Here is an 18,045-nt window from a genome sequence, read left to right as displayed (position 1 = left end):
TACTCAACCCCCGGTCGGCTCCCCGACCGGGGGTTTTGCTTTTCAGGCCTTTGCACATTACCGATTCAGATTGAGGACAGATTCATGAACTACGCCACTTATTACTACGCAAGCACCTCCGCCTGGCGATTTAGCCAATCCCGTTCGGGCCAGCCTGCCGCCTCCGTTCGGAATTCCACAGGTGGCAACGCAGCAGTCAATCCGCATTCAACGATTTGTCGAACACCTCGATAGGGCCGACAGCGCGGGCCAGAACCCGCCGTCCGCCCAGGGAAAAACGCCATGCAAGCCTCCAGCCTCGCCCTGCCCCTGACCCAGCCACAAGCCGCCAACAGCACTGTCAGCCTGCGCCTGCCCAGCCCGCACCTGCTCAAGCAGCAGATGCCGCTGTCCAGCGAGCTCACCCAGCAAGTCCATGCCCATCGCCAGGCCATCCGCGACATCCTCGAAGGCCGCGATGAGCGCCTGCTGGTGATCGTCGGCCCCTGCTCGATCCACGACCCGCGCTCGGCCCTGGAATACGCCGATCGCCTGGCCGCCCTCAGCCGTGAAGTCGACGACAAGCTGCTGTTGGTGATGCGCGCCTACGTCGAAAAGCCGCGCACCACGGTGGGCTGGAAAGGCCTGGCCTACGACCCGCACCTGGATGGCAGCGACGACATGCACGCCGGCATCGCCCTGTCCCGCGGGCTGATGCTGAACATGATCGAGCGCGGTCTGCCGGTCGCTACCGAGCTGCTGCAACCGATGGCCGCCGGTTACTTCGATGACCTGCTGGCCTGGGCCGCAATTGGTGCGCGTACCACCGAATCGCAAATTCACCGCGAAATGGTCAGTGGCCTGGAACTGCCGGTCGGCTTCAAGAACGGTACCGACGGCGGCATCGCCATCGCCAGCGATGCCATGCGCAGCGCCGCCCATCCGCACCGCCACTTCGGCATGGATGCGCAGGGCCATCCGGCAATCATCGAGACCCTGGGCAACCCGGACACCCATTTGGTGCTGCGCGGGGGCCACAAGGGCCCGAACTACGATGCCGACAGCATCGCCATAGCCCGCCAGGCACTGGCCAAGGCCGGCCTGCAGCCGCGGATCATGGTCGATTGCAGCCATGCCAACAGCGCCAAGGACCCGGCGCGCCAGCCAGCCGTGTTCAACGATGTGCTGGCGCAGCGCCTGGCCGGTGACCGTTCGCTGGTCGGTGTGATGATCGAGGGGCACCTGTTCGATGGCTGCCAGGCGCTGGGCAAGGGCGCGCTGAAATATGGCGTGTCGATCACCGACGGCTGCCTGGGCTGGGCCTCCACCGAAACCCTGTTGCGCGAGGCAGCACAAAAACTGTAAACAAAGGTTGCAAGCCTGGCGAGACATACCCCGGACAAGTGCGCTAGGCTTGGCTTTTTTACCCCAAGGAGCAGTACCCATGGCCCGTGCAACCGCCCGCCACATCCTCGTTGCCAGCGAAGACAAGTGCAACGAACTCAAAGCCCAGATCGAAGCGGGTGCCGATTTCGCTGAAATCGCCAAAGCCAATTCCACCTGCCCGTCCAGCCGCCAGGGCGGTGACCTGGGTTCGTTCGGCCCAGGCCAGATGGTCAAGGAGTTCGACACCGTGGTCTTCAGCGCCCCGGTCAACACCGTGCAAGGCCCGGTGAAGACCCAGTTCGGCTACCACCTGCTGGAAGTGACCAGCCGCCAGGACTAAGTAGCCAGAAGCGGCTCATGTCCCCTGTGGGAGCGGGTTCACCCGCGAATGCGTCCGTTCACGCAACGTCGTTGCCTGATCTGGCGCTTTCGCGGGTGAACCCGCTCCCACTGGTCCTGTGCTACCTGTTCCTGCTTTGTTTTTCGCTCCATAGCCAGGCTGCACCCACCCACGCCCTCACCGTCTACGGCGAAGCCCCCCGCTACACCAGCAGCTTCCAGCACTTCGACTACGTAAACCCCAACGCCCCCAAAGGCGGCATCCTACGCCGCTCGGCCATCGAAATCGGCCAGTTCGACCACATTCTGCCGTACATCGACAAAGGTATCGGCGTCAGCGAAGTCGACGGCCTGCTCTATGCCCCGCTGGCCGTGCGCTCGTTCGATGAACCCTATACCGTTTACGGCCTGATCGCCCGGCGCATGGAGCGCGGCCCGGATGACGCCTGGCTGCGTTTTGAAATCGACCCGCGGGCCACCTTCGCCGATGGCAAGCCGGTGCGGGCCGAAGACGTGCGCTTCACCTTCGACTTGCTGATGAGCAAGGGCAGCCTCAAATACCGCACCCAATTCGCCGACGTTACCGGCGTTACTGTGGAAGGCCCGCGCAGCGTGCGCTTCGACTTCAAGCCCGACCACGGCCGCACCCTGGCGCTGGACCTCGCCAGCCTGCCGGTGCTGCCCGAACACGACTGGCAGCAGCGCGATTTCGCCAATGGTGCCGGCTTCGACAAACCCGTCGGCAGCGGGCCGTACGGCATCGGGCGGATCGACAACGGCCGCAGCATCACCTTCGAACGCGACCCGGCCTGGTGGGCGCGCGACCTGCCCACCAGCCGCGGCCGCTACAATTTCGACAAGCTGCGCATCGAGTACTTCGGCGACACCGAAGTCGCGCGCCAGGTGCTGAAAGGCGGCGGTTACGACTACAACCGCGAGTTTTCTGCCACTGCCTACACGTCAGGTTACAACGGGGCCCAGCTGGATGATGGCCGGCTGCAGCGTGCCCACCTGGGCCCGGCCAAGCCGCAGGTGGCCCAGGGCTTCGTGTTCAACCTCGACCAGCCGCAGTTCAAGGACCGGCGCGTGCGCCAGGCGCTGGGCCTGCTGTGGGACTACGAGTGGAGCAACCGGCAGATGATGCGCAACCTGTATATCCGCCAGCAGAGCGTGTTCTCCAACACCCCGCTGGCGGCCCGCCAGCTGCCGGACGCCGGCGAGCTGCAGCTGCTCGAGCCGCTACGCGGGCAGGTGCCCGACGAGGTGTTCACCACTGTGTTCAGCGCACCGGTTACCGATGGTTCAGGCATCATCCGCAAACAGCAGCTACAGGCGCTGGACCTGCTCGAACAAGCGGGCTGGCACCCGGAAGGTGACCGCCTGGTGAACAACAAGGGCACGCCGCTGACGTTCACCTTCCTCAACGGCCAGGCGGGGCTGGAGCGCCTGCTGCTGCCATGGAAGCGCAACCTGGCACAGATCGGCGTAACCCTGAACATCCGCAACGTCGACGCGGCCCAGTACGTCAATCGCCTGATGGCCCGCGACTACGACATGATCGTCACGGGCTACCCGGTGACCCTGTCGCCGGGTGCCGAACTGTACAACTACTTTGGCTCGGCGGCGGCCCACGACCCTGGCTCGAACAACCTGATGGTGCTGCAGGACCCAGCCGTGGACCGCCTGGTCGACGGCCTGGTGCGTGCCGATACCCAGGCCGACATGCTGCACCACGCCCGTGCCCTGGACCGGGTGCTGCAATGGAATTATTACTGGATCCCCAACTACTATCCCCCAGGCAGCTCCACTGCCTGGTGGAACCGCTTCGGCCTGCCCAAGGTGCAAGCCACCTATGACGAAGGTCTGGACACCTGGTGGGAGGTCAGCCCCACCGCGCTGACCAACGCGCAAATGGCCGAACGCCGGAAGCCCTCGCCATGACCTCGTACCTGCTGCGTCGCCTGTTGCTGATCATCCCGACGCTGTTGGCCATCCTGCTGGTCAACTTCGCCATCGTCCAGGCGGCGCCCGGTGGCCCGGTGGAACAAGCGGTGGCGCGCCTGCAGGGCCTTGGTGGCGGCGCACCCGGGGCGCGGGTCGAGAGGGTGCACAGCGAGTCCAGGGCCACCCGTGGCCTGGACCCGAAACTGCTCGAAGAAATCAAGCGCCAGTACGGTTTCGACAAATCCGCGCCAGAGCGCCTGTGGCTGATGCTCGGCCAGTATGCCCGGCTGGACTTCGGCAACAGCTTCTTCCGCGGCGCCAAGGTCACCGACCTGATCCTCGACAAATTGCCGGTAACCCTGTCCCTGGGCTTCTGGGCCACGCTGATCACCTATCTGGTGTCGATCCCGCTGGGCATCCGCAAGGCGGTACGCCACGGCAGCCGTTTCGATGCCTGGAGCAGCGCATTGATCGTGGTCGGCTACGCCCTGCCCTCGTTCCTGTTCGCCCTGCTGCTGATCGTGCTGTTCGCCGGCGGCACGTCACTGAACTGGTTCCCGGTGCGCGGCCTGGTTTCCGACAACTTCGACCAGCTCAGCCTGCTGGGCAAGCTGGCCGATTACTTCTGGCACCTGGTGCTGCCGGTCGGGGCGTTGGTGATCGGCGGTTTCGCCACCCTGACGCTGCTGACCAAAAACGCCTTCCTCGACGAGATTGCCCGGCAGTACGTGGTTACCGCCCGGGCCAAGGGCCTCAGCGAGCGCCGGGTGCTGTATGGCCACGTGCTGCGCAACGCCATGCTGCTGGTGGTGGCCGGGCTGCCGCAGGCGCTGATCACGGTGTTCTTTGCCGGCTCGTTGCTGATCGAGGTGATCTTCTCGCTCGATGGCCTGGGCCGCATGAGCTACGACGCCGCCGTGTCCCGGGATTACCCGGTGGTGTTCGGCACGCTGTTCATCTTCACCCTGGCCGGCCTGCTGATCCGACTGATCGGTGACCTCTCATACACCCTGCTGGACCCGCGCATCGACTTCGACACGAGGGCGCACTGATGCTTTCGCCGGTATCGCGCCGTCGCCTGCAACGCTTTCGCCGCAACCGCCTGGGCTGGGTTTCACTGTGGGTGTTTGCCGGCCTGCTGCTGTTGTGCCTGGGCGCCGAGCTGGTGGCCAACGACAAACCACTGCTACTGGGTTACAAGGGCCAGCTGTACGTGCCAGCGTTCAAGCGCTACACCGAGCAGCAGTTTGGCGGGCAGCTGCCGTTCCAGCCCGACTACCGCAGCGCCTATGTGCGCCAGTTGATCGCAGACCAGGGCGGCTGGATGCTGTTCGCGCCCATCCCGTTCAGTGCCGACACCCCCAACTATGACCTGCAGGTACCCACCCCCAGCCCGCCCAGCACGAGCAACTGGCTGGGCACCGATGACCAGGGCCGCGATGTGCTGGCGCGGGTGCTGTATGGCACGCGGGTATCGTTGCTGTTCGCCTTTGCCCTGACCGCGGTCAGCGTGCTGATCGGCGTGACCGCCGGTGCGCTGCAGGGCTACCACGGCGGCTGGGTCGACTTGCTGGGCCAGCGCCTGCTGGAGGTGTGGTCGGGGTTGCCGGTACTGTATCTGCTGATCATCCTCAGCGGTTTTGTCGAGCCGGACTTCTGGTGGCTGCTGGGGATCATGGCGCTGTTTTCCTGGTTGACCCTGGTCGATGTGGTGCGTGCCGAGTTCCTGCGCGGGCGCAACCTGGAGTATGTGAAGGCTGCCCGCGCGCTGGGTTTGAGCGACAACCAGGTGATGGTGCGGCACATTTTGCCCAATGCCATGAATGCCACGCTGACCTATGTGCCATTCATGTTGACCGGGGCAATTACCACACTCACCGCGCTGGACTTTCTCGGCTTCGGCATGCCGGCTGGCAGTGCTTCGCTCGGTGAGCTGGTGACCCAGGGCAAGGAGCATCTGGAGGCCCCGTGGCTGGGCTTTACCGCGTTCTTCGCGCTGGCGGTGATCCTGTCGCTGCTGGTGTTCATTGGCGATGCACTGCGCGAGGCATTCGACCCACGAGGTTGAGTGGGCGGCACAGCCCGCGTGGTGCCTGACTGAAAGCTTGAACCAAAGGAGCGTTTGCATGGCACTTCAAGGCAAGACTGCACTCATTACCGGCTCCACCAGCGGCATCGGCCTGGGGATTGCACAGGTGCTGGCCCGGGCGGGCGCAAACATCCTGCTCAACGGCTTTGGCGACCCGGCCCCGGCACTGGCCGAAATCGCCCGGCACGGGGTCAAGGTGCTGCATCACCCGGCGGATTTGTCGGACGTGGCCCAGATCGAGGCGTTGTTCGCGCTGGCCGAACGCGAGTTCGGCGGCGTCGACATCCTGGTCAACAACGCCGGCATCCAGCATGTGGCGCCGGTCGAGCAGTTCCCGCTGGAAAGCTGGGACAAGATCATCGCCCTCAACCTGTCCGCGGTGTTCCATGGCACACGCCTGGCCTTGCCGGGCATGCGCACACGCAACTGGGGCCGCATCATCAATATTGCCTCGGTGCATGGCTTGGTAGGCTCGACCGGCAAGGCGGCTTATGTGGCAGCCAAGCATGGCGTAATCGGCCTGACCAAGGTGGTGGGCCTGGAAACCGCAACCAGCCATGTCACCTGCAACGCCATCTGCCCGGGCTGGGTACTGACCCCGCTGGTGCAGAAGCAGATCGACGATCGTGCTGCCAATGGCGGCGATCCGCTGCAAGCGCAGCACGATCTGCTGGCAGAAAAGCAGCCTTCGCTGGCTTTCGTCACTCCCGAGCACTTGGGTGAGCTGGTACTATTCCTCTGTAGCGAGGCCGGCAGCCAGGTCCGCGGTGCTGCCTGGAACGTCGATGGTGGCTGGTTGGCCCAATGATGGGTGGCCTGGGCCTGGCAGCGGCCTTGCATTCGTTTATCTGCAAGGAGGCCCTATGCGCCCAACCCCGATCACCGCGATTCTGGCCCTGACCCTGGCTGCCGCCGCTCCGGCGATGGCAGCCAGCCTGAAGGACGTCGCGCCCTACCCCGAGGCAGAAAAAGGCTTCACCCGGCAGGTCATCCACCTGCCGGCGCAGGCCGACGAGTCGGCCTACCAAGTGGAAATTCTTGCGGGCAAGACGTTGAAGGTGGACTGCAATCAGCAGCGCCTGGGCGGCAGCCTTGAGCAACGTACCCTGGAAGGCTGGGGCTACAACTACTACCGCCTGGACAAGGTCAGCGGCCCGCTCAGCACGCTGATGACCTGCCCGGACGGCAAGCAGACCGAAGCCTTCGTGCCGGTGGTGGGTGAAGGCTTCATGCTGCGCTACAACAGCAAGCTGCCTGTGGTTGTGTATGTGCCAAAGGATGTGGAGGTGCGCTACCGCGTGTGGTCGGCGTCACAGGACGTGCAAAAGGCCACCGTCGAGTAAGCGCCACCCGTTCACAGGGATCGCCCCCGCCATGGATGGCCTCGGGCTGATCAGATCAGGCATAATGCGCCCCTTTTTTGCACCCCGATGCACAGGTATCCCATGAAAGCCCAAGCCCGCCACATCCTGGTCAAGACCGCTGACGAAGCCGAAAAGCTCAAGCAGCGCATCGCCAACGGCGAGGCGTTCGATGTGCTGGCGAAAAAGTTTTCCATCTGCCCTTCGGGCAAGCGTGGCGGCGACCTGGGCGAGGTTCGTCCTGGCCAGATGGTTGGCGCCATCGACCAGATCATCTTCAAGAAGCCCTTGCGTGTAGTGCACGGGCCAATCAAGAGCAAGTTCGGCTATCACCTGGTGCAAACGTTCTACCGCGACTGATAGCCCAGGGCCACCTAGCATTTTTGCCAGTTGTCCCTTCTCCGCGTATTCCATACAAGTCAGGCAGGGCCGAAGCCTCCCCGATGGCGTCGCTTCAGGTAGTGGACCCTCTAATGGACCCGGAGACCTGCCTATGCGCTGCCCTCGCCTGCTGCTGCCTGTAGCACTTCCTCTACTGACACTGCCTTTGCTGGCCCAGTCCCAATCCTTGACGGTCGTACCGGGCGACAGCCTGGGCGCGATCGTGCAGACCGCCGACGACGATGCGGTCAGCATCAGCGGCGGCACGGTTCTGTCGTTGCAGCAAGGCAATGGTCGGGACGCGTTCAGAATGGAGGGCGGCACCCTGGGGTCGTTGAACCAGGGCGGCGACATGGACACATTCCTCATGACCGGCGGCACCATCAGGGGCGCTTTCGAAGATGGCGACACTGCCAGGTTCAAAGGCGGCAGCATTGGCCGGATAGACCTGAAGCTTGCAGACAACTTCCTGGAAATGTCCGAAGCGCCCGGGGGCAGTACCACCGTGGTCGGCAACGTGGTCAGCGGCTTTGGCAACGACACCATCGTCATTCTGGGCGGCACCATCGGCGGCAACATCAGCACCAGCGGTGGCGTGGACACCATCACCATCAGCGGCGGCAGCGTGCAAGGCAACGTATTGGCAAGTGCGGGCAACGATGTCTTCAAGTGGCTGGGTGGCACCATCGGGCGGGTCGACATGGGTGGGCGAGTCGACATGGGCAATGACGACGACACTGCCACGGTCAGTGCCATTGACCTGGTAGCCTCGTCTGTCACCCTCGACGGCGGTACTGGCACGGACATATTGACCTTTGTAAACAGCCAGGTCGGTAAAGGCGCGCTGTACATCAACTGGGAAACCATCAAGCTCAGCCAGGGCAGCCAGCTGGCCCTCGACGACACCTTGAAACTGGGTGATCTGGGCGCCAGCGAACCTCGGGTAATACCTGCCACCGGCACCGGCACCTTGCAGATCGATGCGAGCAGCCGACTGTTCAGCAGCACAGGCAGTATCGCCAGCGCCCAGAGCGGCAACAAGGCGACGGTTGAAAACGCTGGCATCATCGACCTCAGTCGTGGCAACGATGCCCAAGGCCGCCTGACTATCGAGGGCAACTACAGCGGCAACAATGGCACCCTGCGCTTGAACAGCGTGCTGGCCGGTGATGGCGCGGCCTCTGACCGGCTGGTGGTCAGCGGTGGCGCCATCAACGGCTCCACCCAGTTGCTTGTCGACAATTTTGGTGGCACAGGCGCGGCAACTCCGCAAAAGGGGATCCTGGTCGTCGAAGCACGGGACGGTGCCACCAGCACGCCAACAGCATTCGTGCAGACGCAGAGGCTATCAGCCGGCGCATATGACTATCGTTTGTTCAGGGATGCTGAGAGCTTCTACCTGCGCTCGACCTTGGTCGCAGCACCCGCTCCCGCTCCGCAACCAGAAGACCCGACCCAGCCTGCGCAACCGATTCCCACCCCGCCTGTCGCGGCGCCTGCGCCCGGCCAGATCGAGCTGCCCGCAGCGGTTCAAGGTGAGAGCCTGCCACTGTATCGGCCTGAAGTTCCGGTGTATGCCGCTGCGCCAAGGGGCGCCGCAATCATCGCCCGCCAGGCGTTGGGCACTTTCCACCAGCGCCAGGGCGATCAGCTGCTGCTGCAAGGCGAAGGCACCCTGCCCGCCAGCTGGGGCCAGGCCTACGGTGGCAGCCTGCGCCAGCAGTGGAGCGGCACGGTCAGCCCGAGCCTGGATGGTGACCTGTACGGTTTCAAGGTTGGCCAGGACGTGTATGCCAAGGTTGGCGACAACGGATACCGCCAACACGTGGGTTTCTACGTCAGCCATAGCCGGCTGGATGCCGACATCAAAGGTTTCGCACTGGCCATGCACGACCGCAGCGTCGGTGACCTGAAACTCGATGGCGACAGCGTGGGCGCCTACTGGACGCTGGTCGACCCGCAAGGCGCGTACCTGGATGCGGTATTGCAGTACTCCCGCCTCGATGGCCGGGCGCGCTCGCACCGCGGTGACAAGCTGAACATCGATGGCCATGCCTGGACCGCTTCGCTGGAATCCGGCTACCCCATCGCCTTGTCCGAACGCTGGACGCTGGAGCCACAAGCCCAGCTGATCGCACAGAAGGTCTCGCTCGACAGCGCCAGCGACAGCGTCTCGCACATCAGCCATGACGCTCAGGTCGAGCTGACCGGCCGCCTTGGCGTGCGCCTGCAGGGTGCATTTACCGGCAGCAGCGGGCGGCGGCTGCAGCCCTATGCGCAGGTCAACCTGTGGCACGGTGATGGTGGCCGTGACACCCTGACCTTCGATGGCGCCGACAAGATCAAGACCGACTACCGCTATACCTCCGTGCAACTGGAAAGCGGCGTGGTGGCGCAGGTCAGCGAAGCGCTGAGCCTGCATGGCGGCGTGCAGTACAGCGCCAACCTGGACAGCCGCCAGCAGGAAGCCAGCGGCGTCAACCTGGGGGTCCGCTGGCAGTTCTAGCGCCGTGCAGCCAGCAAGCCGAGGCCAGCGCAGCCCAGCAGGGAGGCGCTGACCCGATTGAACAACCGACGCGGGCCAGGCTGGCTGAACCAGCGTTGCATGTAGGCGCCAAGCCCCCCGTAGATCGCGATCGCGGCCCACTCCAGCAGCAGGAACAGCACACCCAGCCACAGGAACTGCTCGCTTACCGGGGTAGCGCTGCCAACCGAGACGAATTGCGGCAGGAAGGCGGTGAAGATCAGGATGGCCTTGGGGTTGCCGGCCGCGACCCAGAACTCCTGGCGTGCCAGGCGCCAGGTGCCGCGCGGGTGATCAGCGGCGACCACGGCCTCGCCCACCGGCGCACGCCACAGTTGCCAGGCGATGTAGAACAGGTACGCCGCACCCACCACCTTGATGGCCAGGAACAGGTATTCGCTGGTATGCAGTACCACCGCCAGGCCCATGGCCGCCAGGGCGATCATGCCGCTGAAGGCGACAATACGTCCGCCACCGGCCACGCAGGCCGTGCGCAGGCCGTAGCGGCTGGCGTTGTGCAGTGACAGCAGGTTGTTCGGCCCCGGAGCCATGTTCAGGGCAAAGCAGGCGGGGATGAAGAGCAGCAGGCTTGAAAGGTCCATTCTTGTTTTCCTTTGACAACAGCCGTCTATTTCGGCGTGTCGAGGGCCTTGCGGTCAAGCTACAGCCAGCGATAAAAACTGTACGGGTACGCCGCAGCTGTTAATCTTCCGGCGCTATCGAGGACAGCCTGATGCCCCCTTCCCAAGCCGCCCTGTGGCGCGACCCGGCCCTGCCGCACGTCGAAAGCCGCCGCGCCTGCCACAGCCGTGCCTGCTACAAGGCCCACAGCCACCCGACGTTTTCGATCGGTGCGGTGGATGCCGGTCATAGCCATTTCACCGGTGCCGGTAACGGCCAGGAACGCCTGACGCCCGGTACGCTGGTGCTGGTACCTGCCCACCGCGTACATGCCTGCAACCCCGCGCCCGGGCATGCCTGGAGCTACCAGATGCTGCATGTGGATGCCCACTGGCTGACGCAGCTGCGCCGTGAGTCCGGGCTGGACGTCGCCGACACGTCAGCCCCGGCACGTATCTGCCGGGAGCCAGCGGTGTATCGACAATTCTGCGAGATGAACCGGGTGCTGTTTTCCGGTGCCAGCAACGCTGAGAAGGATGCAGCGCTGATTGCTTTTCTGGGTGACCTGGACTGTCGCGCACATGCACCGCTGCTGGCGGCGCCGGGGCTGGGGGCGAGCGCGTTGAACGGGTTGCTCGCACGCGTCGAAGGCATGGACCCTGCGCACTTGAGCCTTGAACTGCTGGCCAGGGAGGCAGAACTCGGGCGCTATCAGCTGATCCGAGCATTTCGGGCGGCCACCGGGTTTACTCCGCATGCCTACCTGCTCAATGCCCGGGTCAACCGGGGGCGGCAGATGCTCGGTGAGGGGCAGGCGCTGGCGGAGGTGGCCTATCAGCTGGGATTTGCCGACCAGAGCCATTTCCAGCGGGTATTCAAGGCCCATGTGGGCATGACGCCGGGGCAGTATCGGGCTGACTGAAAGCCTGTAGGAGCATGCAATATTGTTCAATACGGCTTGTGCGCAGCTGGGCAGACTGCGGCTTTTCCGCAAGAGCCGCCCCCATGCAACAATTCCTGATCATCGCCCTCGCCCACTTCCTCGCCCTGCTCTCGCCCGGCCCGGATTTCTTCCTGGTCGCGCGCTCATCGATCAACAGCGGCTGGCGCATCGCCAGCGGCGCGTGCCTGGGTATTGCCCTGGCCAACGGCGCGTTCATCGTCATGGCCTTTACCGGCCTTTCGGTGCTTCAGGAAGGCACCTTTCTGTTCATGGTTCTGCAGTTGGCCGGTGCCAGCTACCTGCTGTACATCGGTGTGCTGTTCCTGCGCCATGCCGGGCAAACCAGCATGAGCGCGGCAACGGGCAAGCAGGCTGTGCAAGGCTGGTGGCATGGCTTGGGCATGGGTTTGCTGTCCGGCCTGCTCAACCCCAAGAACGCGCTGTTCTATGCCAGCCTGGCCAGCATGGTGGTCAGCGCCAGCGCCGGCTGGAAAGCAGCCTACGCGCTGTGGATGTTCAGCATCGTGCTGCTATGGGACCTGCTGGTTGCCTTGGCCATCGGCAACCCACGGGTACTGCGGCGTTTCGCCCGCAGCCTGGGGTGGCTGGAACGGGCCTCAGGGCTCATGCTGGTGCTGCTGGCTGCGGCGTTGCTGTTTCACCTGGCCTGGGGCTGACCAGTTTCAGCGTGCGCATGTCCATCAAGGTGAAATGGCCGCTGGCCCAGCCACCCGTGTCCAGATGCCAGACATTACCCAACTGCTTGGCCTCCAGCACCGGTGTGTGGCCGACCAGCAAGGCACGCAGGCCGTTCACCGGCCGGGTGTCGCCAAACTTCAGTCGCCGCCGCGACCACTGGCACACTTCACGTACTTCGGGGTTGTCATCCAGTTCCAGCCAGCTCCGCAATTCTGCCCATTCGGCAAATGGGCTGTCTGCATGCAACAGGCCTACCAGGCCTGCTGCACTTTCAACCTCTATCGCAATCGGCAGTTGCTCGAAACGCTGCACGAAAGGCAACTGTTCGGCCCGCGGCAAGTCAAGAAACCAGCTGCCCCCAGCGGCGCGGTACATGTCCAGGTCGAGTCGCCCGCCGCGCACGCGGGTAATCGCCAGGGCCTCATGGTTACCTTGCACGGCATGGAACCAGGGCTGCGCCAGCCATTCCAGCGCCGCCTCGCTGTCCGGCCCACGGTCGACCAGATCACCTACGCTGAACAGGCGATCCACGGCCGGATCGAACCCTACCGCATCCAGGCAGTGTTTCAGCCGCTGGAAGTGACCATGGATATCGCCGACTGCCAAGTCCCGCCCGCGCAGGTTGGCCATCAGACGCCGAAACCGTCCCATTACAATCGTCCTCTGCTGGTCGCGCCACGCCAGGGGTAAAATGGACCTGCACGCCACTCATTGCGCAGGTGCTTCATACGTACCGCCCTTGTATATGCCGTGCTCATGGCGCTTTCACTGAACAGCATGGCACAAGGCACCCCAGCCGCGCAGGTGGAGGTGCGTTTCGATCATCCGGAAAAATTCCGCCGGCAAAGCCGACCAGCAAGCCCGGCAACGGGTCAGCGACAAGATGTACCTCAGCCGCCCCGGCCGGGCCGCCAGCAGCAGCGAGCGCCTGCACGCCGAAAAGGCCATGCACGACGACTGGCTCCGCCAGCGCTTCGCCGCGCACCCGGCTTCCTGAAAAACCCTTCACTGGTACAGGCGTTGATGCCGGTAGTATGCTCGGCGTTCAACCTGTACCAGGGAAGGGTTTTTCATGAAGCTATGCGCCGTGCAACTGGCCTCGATCAAGGGCGATGTGCCGGGTAACCTGCAGCGCCACCTGGCCTGCATCGAACAGGCTGCGGCCCTTGGCGCCGAAGTGGTGGTGTTCCCTGAGCTGTCGCTGACTGGCTATGAGCCAAGCCTGGCGCGCCAGACTGCCTTGCCGATCAGTTCGGCACGGCTCGACCCGCTGCAGGCAGCCTGCGACCGCCTCGGCATCAGCGTTGCCGTTGGCCTGCCGCTGCCGACGCCGGACGGCATCCGCATCGGCATGCCGATCTTCCGCCCCGGGGCGCCGCGCCAAGCCTATGCAAAGCGGCGCCTGCATGAAGACGAGCTGCCCTGGTTCACCCCCGGCGACCAAAACGTGCTGCTGGAAGTGGGCGAGCACCGCCTGGCACCCGCCATCTGCTACGAATCGATGTTCATGGCGCACGCCGCGGCAGCGCACGAACACGGCGCCGACCTGTATCTGGTCAGCGTGGCCAAAACCGCCAAGGGCATCCGCGAAGGCTACGCGCATTACCCCGAGGTGGCGCGCGAGCTCGGCATGCCGGTGCTGATGGCCAACTGCGTGGGCCCTGCCGACACATTCATCGGCGCCGGTGGTTCTGCCGCCTGGGACAGCCAAGGGCGCTTGCTGGCCAGCCTGGATGAGCGCAGCGAAGGACTGGTGCTGCTGGACACCGCCAATGCCAGCGCCGTGACGTTGCCGTTGGACCCGCACCCCGCATGATTTATCTGTTTCTGGTGTTGCTGAGCTACGCCTGCACCTACTACGTGGTCGGCTTGATCATTCACGGCCAGCTGGCCGATGTGGCCGAAGGCCTGCGCCACCGGCCCGATGCCCCGACGCCCGGCGAATACCTGCGTGAAGTCCGGCCACATGCCAGGCGAGCCCACCGGCATTACACCCTGCTGGCTGGCTCGGCGCTGACGGTATTGGCCTGCCTGCTCGCCAGCTGGTTCTGCTGAAGCATTACAGGTCCAGGGCCAAGGTCTGCCGACCCTCCAGCGCCAACAGGTACTGCTTGGCCGCCAGCCCGCCGGCAAACCCGGTCAGGCTGCCCGAAGCGCCGATTACCCGGTGGCACGGTGCGATGATCGAGATGGGGTTGCGGCCATTGGCGGCGCCCACCGCGCGTACCGCGCTGGGGTTGCCGATCTGCCGGGCGATGTCGCCATAACTGCGGGTCTCGCCAAAGGGTATCGCCAGCAGCGCGGCCCACACCTGGCGCTGGAACTCGGTACCGGCAAAATCCAGCGCCAGTTCGAACCGCTGGCGCTTGCCGGCGAAATACTCGCCCAGCTGGCGGGCGGCTTCCCGCAGTACCGGCGACTGGTCGTTACGGTGCAAGGCCCCCAGGCGCACGCGGTTTTCCCGCTCCTGTTCCCACAGCACGGCGGCCAGGCAGTCGCCGCGGGCTACCAGGGTCAGCGTGCCGACGGGCGATGGCATGAAGGTGAAGGCGCTGGACATCAGCAGGCTCCTGGCAAGTTGCGATCAGCGAACTGTACGCATCCACAGCCCTTCACGCACTCGCTTTCTTGCTCAGGTAATCGCGCAGCCGGCAATCTGCCTTGCCTGACTGAGGTTGACCTTGGGTATCAGCTCGGTCGGTATCCGCGAGGTCGCCGACAGGTTGTAGACGTGGAAGTGCTCGTTGACCACCTCGCGGGCCATCAGCGTCAGCGATGGCAGGATGCGGCTGTCCCAATGCTGGTCGAGCCCGCACGGTGAGCATGGGCCCTGGCCTTGTTCATAGAAACGGCCTACCGCCTGGTCCAGGTCCACGCCTACCAGCAAGACCTCTTCGAAGCCCAGGTGGTAGGCCAGTTGCAGGGCCACATACGCCACGGTGCGTGCATCGAAGAAGCCATGCGCCAGGTCTTTGCTGAAGGCGATCGAGCGCGTGCGCTTGCTCCACAGGGCACGGTTGCACACACAACTGCCGCCGTGGCCGCGCAGGCCATCGAGCAGGCCCGGCGTATCGGCCTTGTGCAAGGCATAACGCTCGGCGTCGGGCGCTACCTCGGCACCTGAATACTGTTCCGGCCACAGTGCCAGGCGCTGGCTGTCGCGCAGCGCGATGGCGAACAGGGCCGGCTGTTGCAGGCGGAAGCTCTTGTCGGTACACACGTAGAAGAACGGCCGGATGCCATGTTCGGCGGTCATGGCAACCGACCCGTTCATGGCGATGATGGGCAGGTGCGCGAACTCGCCCAACGGAAAATGCCTGGCGGATGCGCCCGAAGCGAGGATCACCACGGGGCCATGCTGGGTATTGCGACACGCCTCGAAACTGGAGAACGCCCCGCGTTCAGCGCTTGGCTGCGACGGAAGTGTGTTCATCAATGGCTTCTTTGGGCTGGACAGTTCAAACCACGATACTGATCCCTGTATTACGCCGTGGCCGCTTTTACTCAACTTTACCTAAGAGAACAGTAGTCAACGGACGCGTCCCGCGCTTGCCAGGCGCCGGGGCCGGATAGCCCTGACGCCGGGTCGCAACCTACAGCTCAGCCAGGCGGATGCGCTTCTTGTCGATCTTGCCGACACTGGTCCTCGGGATTTCACTCACGCAACGCAGCTGTCGCGGTATCGCCCACTTGTTCAACTGCCCGCTGTCGACATACGGCTGCAGGTGACGGGCCAGCGCTGGTTGATCCAGCAGCTCACCGTCATAGCAGACCACCAGGGCCAGGGGTTGTTCCCCCCACTTTGGGTCAGCAATACCGATCACCGCTACCGACGCGACGGACGGGTGCTGGCTGATGAAGTTCTCCAGCGCGACCGAGCTGACCCACTCGCCGCCGGTCTTGATCACATCCTTGATACGGTCGCGAATGCGCACCACGCCCGCCGCGTCGATGCAGGCCAGGTCACCGGTGTGCATCCAGCCCCCCAGCCACAACGCTGCACCCTGCTCCGGTTCATGCAGGTAGCCTTGGGTCAGCCACGGCGCACGCACCACGATCTCGCCCAGGCTTTCGCCGTCGTGGGGCACCTGCGCGCCCTCGCTGTCGACGATGCGCAGGTCCACCATGGCGATCGGCACGCCGGCTTCGATGCGCATTGGCAACTGCTGCGCCATCGGCGATGCCAGGAGGTCGGCGTTCAGGTGGGTGATGCTCAGCAGCGGGCAGCTTTCCGACATGCCGTAACCGCAATGCACGCGGATGCCACGCTCGCTGGCGCGCTGCGCCAGGCCCAGGGTCAGGGCACTGCCGCCCAGCAGCATTTTCCAGCCAGTCAGGTCGGTGCAGCGCCCTTGCTCGCTGTCGAGCATCATTTGCAGCACGGTGGGCACGCAATGCGAAAAGGTCACCCCCTCTTCACGGTAAAGGCGTACCAGACGGTCAGGTTCGTAGCGCCCGGGATAAACCTGCTTGATACCCAGTGCAGTGGCCACATAGGGCACGCCCCAGGCATGCACGTGGAACATCGGCGTAATGGGCATGTACACATCACCGCTGCGCAGCAGCGGCTGCTCGCCGCATGCGGCCAGGGTGCCCTGTTCGACCAGGGTATGCAGCACCAGTTGTCGATGGCTGAAGTACACCCCTTTGGGGTTGCCGGTGGTACCGCTGGTATAGAACAGCGTGGCCAGCGAATGTTCGTCAAAGTCAGCAAATTCAAACACCGGTTCGGCGCCCGCCAGCAGGTCTTCGTACTCGCCCAGCAACGCTACACCCAGTGGCGCGGGGGCCCCGTCACTGAGGCGGATGAAGCCCTGTACGGCAGGTAAATCTGCGTGCAGCTGCTGCATCAACGGCAGAAAGTCGTCATGCACCAGCACCCACCGGTCCTCGGCATGGTTCATGGTGTAGCGCAGCTGCTCGGTGGACAGCCGCACATTCACCGTGTGCAGCACCGCACCCAGCATGGGTACGGCAAAGAAGCACTCCAGCGCCCGATGGCTGTCCCAGTCGAGCAAAGCCACCGTGTCGCCTGGCCTGACCCCGGCGGCAGTCAGCACGTTGGCCAGCTGCTGGATACGTAGCAGCAGCGTGGTGTAGGTGTAGCGCAACCTGTCGGCGTAGACGATTTCCTGGTTGGGCTGGTAACGCACGCCAGACAGCAGCAGGCGCTTGATCAGCAGCGGGTAGGCATAGGCATGCTCGGCCGCCGGCATGATGCGCGTGGTAATCGTGCTTGAGGGCTTCACAGTTGCCAGCCCTCGAGCAGGTACAGGCTATCGCTGCCGGCCCTGACACTGGCACTGAGCGAGTGAATGCGGGGCAACAGGCGCGCGAAGTAGAAACGAGCGGTACCCAGCTTGCTCTGGTGGAACGGCTCGGCTGCAGCCTGGTCCTGGCAGACCACGGCCATGCGCGCCCACAGGTACGCGTAGAAGGTGTAGCCAAACACCTGCAGGTATTCAACCGCCGCTGCGCCAAGCTCCTGCGGGTTGCCCTGGCCCCGGTCCAGCAACCAGGCCGTAAGGTCATCGAGATTGCGCACAGCGGCGAGCAAGGGGGCGCTGAATTCGGCGTATTGCGCAGGCAACGCTTCGGCATAGGCGACGATTTCGTCAGACAGGCTGCGATACGCCTTGCCACCCTCACCGAACAGTTTGCGCCCCACCAGGTCGAGCGCCTGGATGCCATTGGTGCCTTCGTAGATCTGGGTGATACGGCAGTCGCGAATCAATTGCTCCTGACCCCATTCGCGGATATAGCCGTGGCCACCGAGTAC

19 protein-coding genes and 1 pseudogene are annotated in these 18,045 nt (G+C 64.3%); 14 read left to right on the top strand and 6 right to left on the bottom strand.

Annotation, left to right across the window (positions count from 1 at the left end; genetic code table 11):
* Positions 1–282 precede the first annotated feature (282 nt).
* The 9 genes from HP546_RS12510 (at position 283) to HP546_RS12470 (ending at position 9,985) form a co-directional block, all read left to right on the top strand.
* Positions 283–1,344 carry a 3-deoxy-7-phosphoheptulonate synthase gene (locus tag HP546_RS12510; RefSeq protein ID WP_172225217.1) on the top strand — a complete coding sequence of 354 codons (1,062 nt, stop codon included), beginning with the start codon at positions 283–285 and terminating at the stop codon, positions 1,342–1,344.
* Between the two features lie 79 nt (positions 1,345–1,423).
* On the top strand, positions 1,424–1,705 hold the full coding sequence (locus HP546_RS12505) for a peptidylprolyl isomerase (RefSeq protein WP_009686645.1): 282 nt from the start codon (positions 1,424–1,426) through the stop codon (positions 1,703–1,705).
* A 17-nt stretch (positions 1,706–1,722) separates the two neighbouring features.
* Positions 1,723–3,645, top strand: a complete 1,923-nt coding sequence (locus tag HP546_RS12500; protein WP_172225215.1) for an extracellular solute-binding protein — start codon at positions 1,723–1,725, stop codon at positions 3,643–3,645.
* A complete protein-coding gene (locus HP546_RS12495) occupies positions 3,642–4,700 on the top strand; it encodes a microcin C ABC transporter permease YejB (protein ID WP_172225212.1) in 1,059 nt (352 codons plus the stop codon). The genes HP546_RS12500 and HP546_RS12495 overlap by 4 nt, the downstream gene beginning before the upstream one ends.
* Entirely contained in the window at positions 4,700–5,716 is a 1,017-nt protein-coding gene (locus HP546_RS12490; RefSeq protein WP_172225209.1) for an ABC transporter permease, read from the top strand. Before HP546_RS12495 ends, HP546_RS12490 begins: the two co-directional genes overlap by 1 nt.
* Before the next feature lie 58 nt (positions 5,717–5,774).
* Complete coding sequence (gene hbdH, locus HP546_RS12485) at positions 5,775–6,545, top strand: 3-hydroxybutyrate dehydrogenase (RefSeq protein ID WP_172225206.1); 771 nt, start codon at positions 5,775–5,777, stop codon at positions 6,543–6,545.
* 55 nt (positions 6,546–6,600) lie between these two features.
* The gene (eco, locus tag HP546_RS12480) at positions 6,601–7,080 is read left to right on the top strand and encodes a serine protease inhibitor ecotin (protein ID WP_172225203.1); all 480 of its coding nucleotides are present in this window, start codon (positions 6,601–6,603) and stop codon (positions 7,078–7,080) included.
* Positions 7,081–7,182: 102 nt separating this feature from the next.
* Positions 7,183–7,458, top strand: a complete 276-nt coding sequence (locus HP546_RS12475) for a peptidylprolyl isomerase (RefSeq protein ID WP_172225200.1) — start codon at positions 7,183–7,185, stop codon at positions 7,456–7,458.
* Positions 7,459–7,591: 133 nt separating this feature from the next.
* On the top strand, positions 7,592–9,985 hold the full coding sequence (locus HP546_RS12470) for an autotransporter outer membrane beta-barrel domain-containing protein (RefSeq protein WP_172225196.1): 2,394 nt from the start codon (positions 7,592–7,594) through the stop codon (positions 9,983–9,985).
* Here the strand turns inward: HP546_RS12470 and HP546_RS12465 are convergent.
* Positions 9,982–10,605: a LysE family translocator gene (locus tag HP546_RS12465; protein ID WP_172225193.1), complete on the bottom strand. Its 624-nt coding sequence runs from the start codon at positions 10,603–10,605 to the stop codon at positions 9,982–9,984. The genes HP546_RS12470 and HP546_RS12465 overlap by 4 nt on opposite strands.
* Before the next feature lie 131 nt (positions 10,606–10,736).
* Here HP546_RS12465 and HP546_RS12460 point away from each other — a divergent pair, with 131 nt between their 5' ends.
* Positions 10,737–11,546 carry an AraC family transcriptional regulator gene (locus tag HP546_RS12460; protein WP_172225188.1) on the top strand — a complete coding sequence of 270 codons (810 nt, stop codon included), beginning with the start codon at positions 10,737–10,739 and terminating at the stop codon, positions 11,544–11,546.
* 83 nt (positions 11,547–11,629) lie between these two features.
* Positions 11,630–12,244 (top strand): LysE family translocator, encoded by a 615-nt coding sequence (locus HP546_RS12455; RefSeq protein WP_172225184.1) that lies wholly within the window; start codon positions 11,630–11,632, stop codon positions 12,242–12,244.
* Here HP546_RS12455 and HP546_RS12450 read toward each other — a convergent pair.
* Positions 12,192–12,917, bottom strand: coding sequence for a metallophosphoesterase (locus tag HP546_RS12450; RefSeq protein WP_172225181.1), 726 nt, complete (start codon positions 12,915–12,917; stop codon positions 12,192–12,194). The genes HP546_RS12455 and HP546_RS12450 overlap by 53 nt on opposite strands.
* Before the next feature lie 75 nt (positions 12,918–12,992).
* On the opposite strand from HP546_RS12450, the pseudogene HP546_RS12445 reads away from it, so the two are divergent.
* From HP546_RS12445 to HP546_RS12435, 3 genes and pseudogenes are all read left to right on the top strand, one after another.
* Positions 12,993–13,263 (top strand): annotated as a pseudogene (locus HP546_RS12445) (hypothetical protein).
* Between the two features lie 75 nt (positions 13,264–13,338).
* On the top strand, positions 13,339–14,082 hold the full coding sequence (locus HP546_RS12440; RefSeq protein ID WP_172225178.1) for a carbon-nitrogen hydrolase family protein: 744 nt from the start codon (positions 13,339–13,341) through the stop codon (positions 14,080–14,082).
* On the top strand, positions 14,079–14,321 hold the full coding sequence (locus tag HP546_RS12435) for a hypothetical protein (RefSeq protein WP_172225176.1): 243 nt from the start codon (positions 14,079–14,081) through the stop codon (positions 14,319–14,321). Before HP546_RS12440 ends, HP546_RS12435 begins: the two co-directional genes overlap by 4 nt.
* A 4-nt stretch (positions 14,322–14,325) precedes the next feature.
* On the opposite strand, the gene HP546_RS12430 is transcribed toward HP546_RS12435, so the two are convergent.
* The 4 genes from HP546_RS12430 to HP546_RS12415 form a co-directional block, all read right to left on the bottom strand.
* Positions 14,326–14,826, bottom strand: coding sequence for a methylated-DNA--[protein]-cysteine S-methyltransferase (locus HP546_RS12430; RefSeq protein ID WP_172225173.1), 501 nt, complete (start codon positions 14,824–14,826; stop codon positions 14,326–14,328).
* Between the two features lie 72 nt (positions 14,827–14,898).
* On the bottom strand, positions 14,899–15,699 hold the full coding sequence (locus HP546_RS12425; protein ID WP_172225171.1) for a lipopolysaccharide biosynthesis protein: 801 nt from the start codon (positions 15,697–15,699) through the stop codon (positions 14,899–14,901).
* A gap of 160 nt (positions 15,700–15,859) precedes the next feature.
* Positions 15,860–17,482, bottom strand: a complete 1,623-nt coding sequence (locus HP546_RS12420; protein ID WP_172225220.1) for a fatty acid--CoA ligase — start codon at positions 17,480–17,482, stop codon at positions 15,860–15,862.
* A gap of 29 nt (positions 17,483–17,511) precedes the next feature.
* Positions 17,512–18,045, bottom strand: a 534-nt coding sequence (locus HP546_RS12415) for an acyl-CoA dehydrogenase C-terminal domain-containing protein (RefSeq protein WP_172225168.1), incomplete at its 5' end; no start/stop codon positions are given.

It is taken from the genome of Pseudomonas sp. CM25 (assembly GCF_013179705.1).
Classification (GTDB): Bacteria; Pseudomonadota; Gammaproteobacteria; order Pseudomonadales; family Pseudomonadaceae; genus Aquipseudomonas.
Note: the sequence above shows the minus strand (reverse complement) of the source record. Positions and strands in the feature narration are given on the sequence as shown.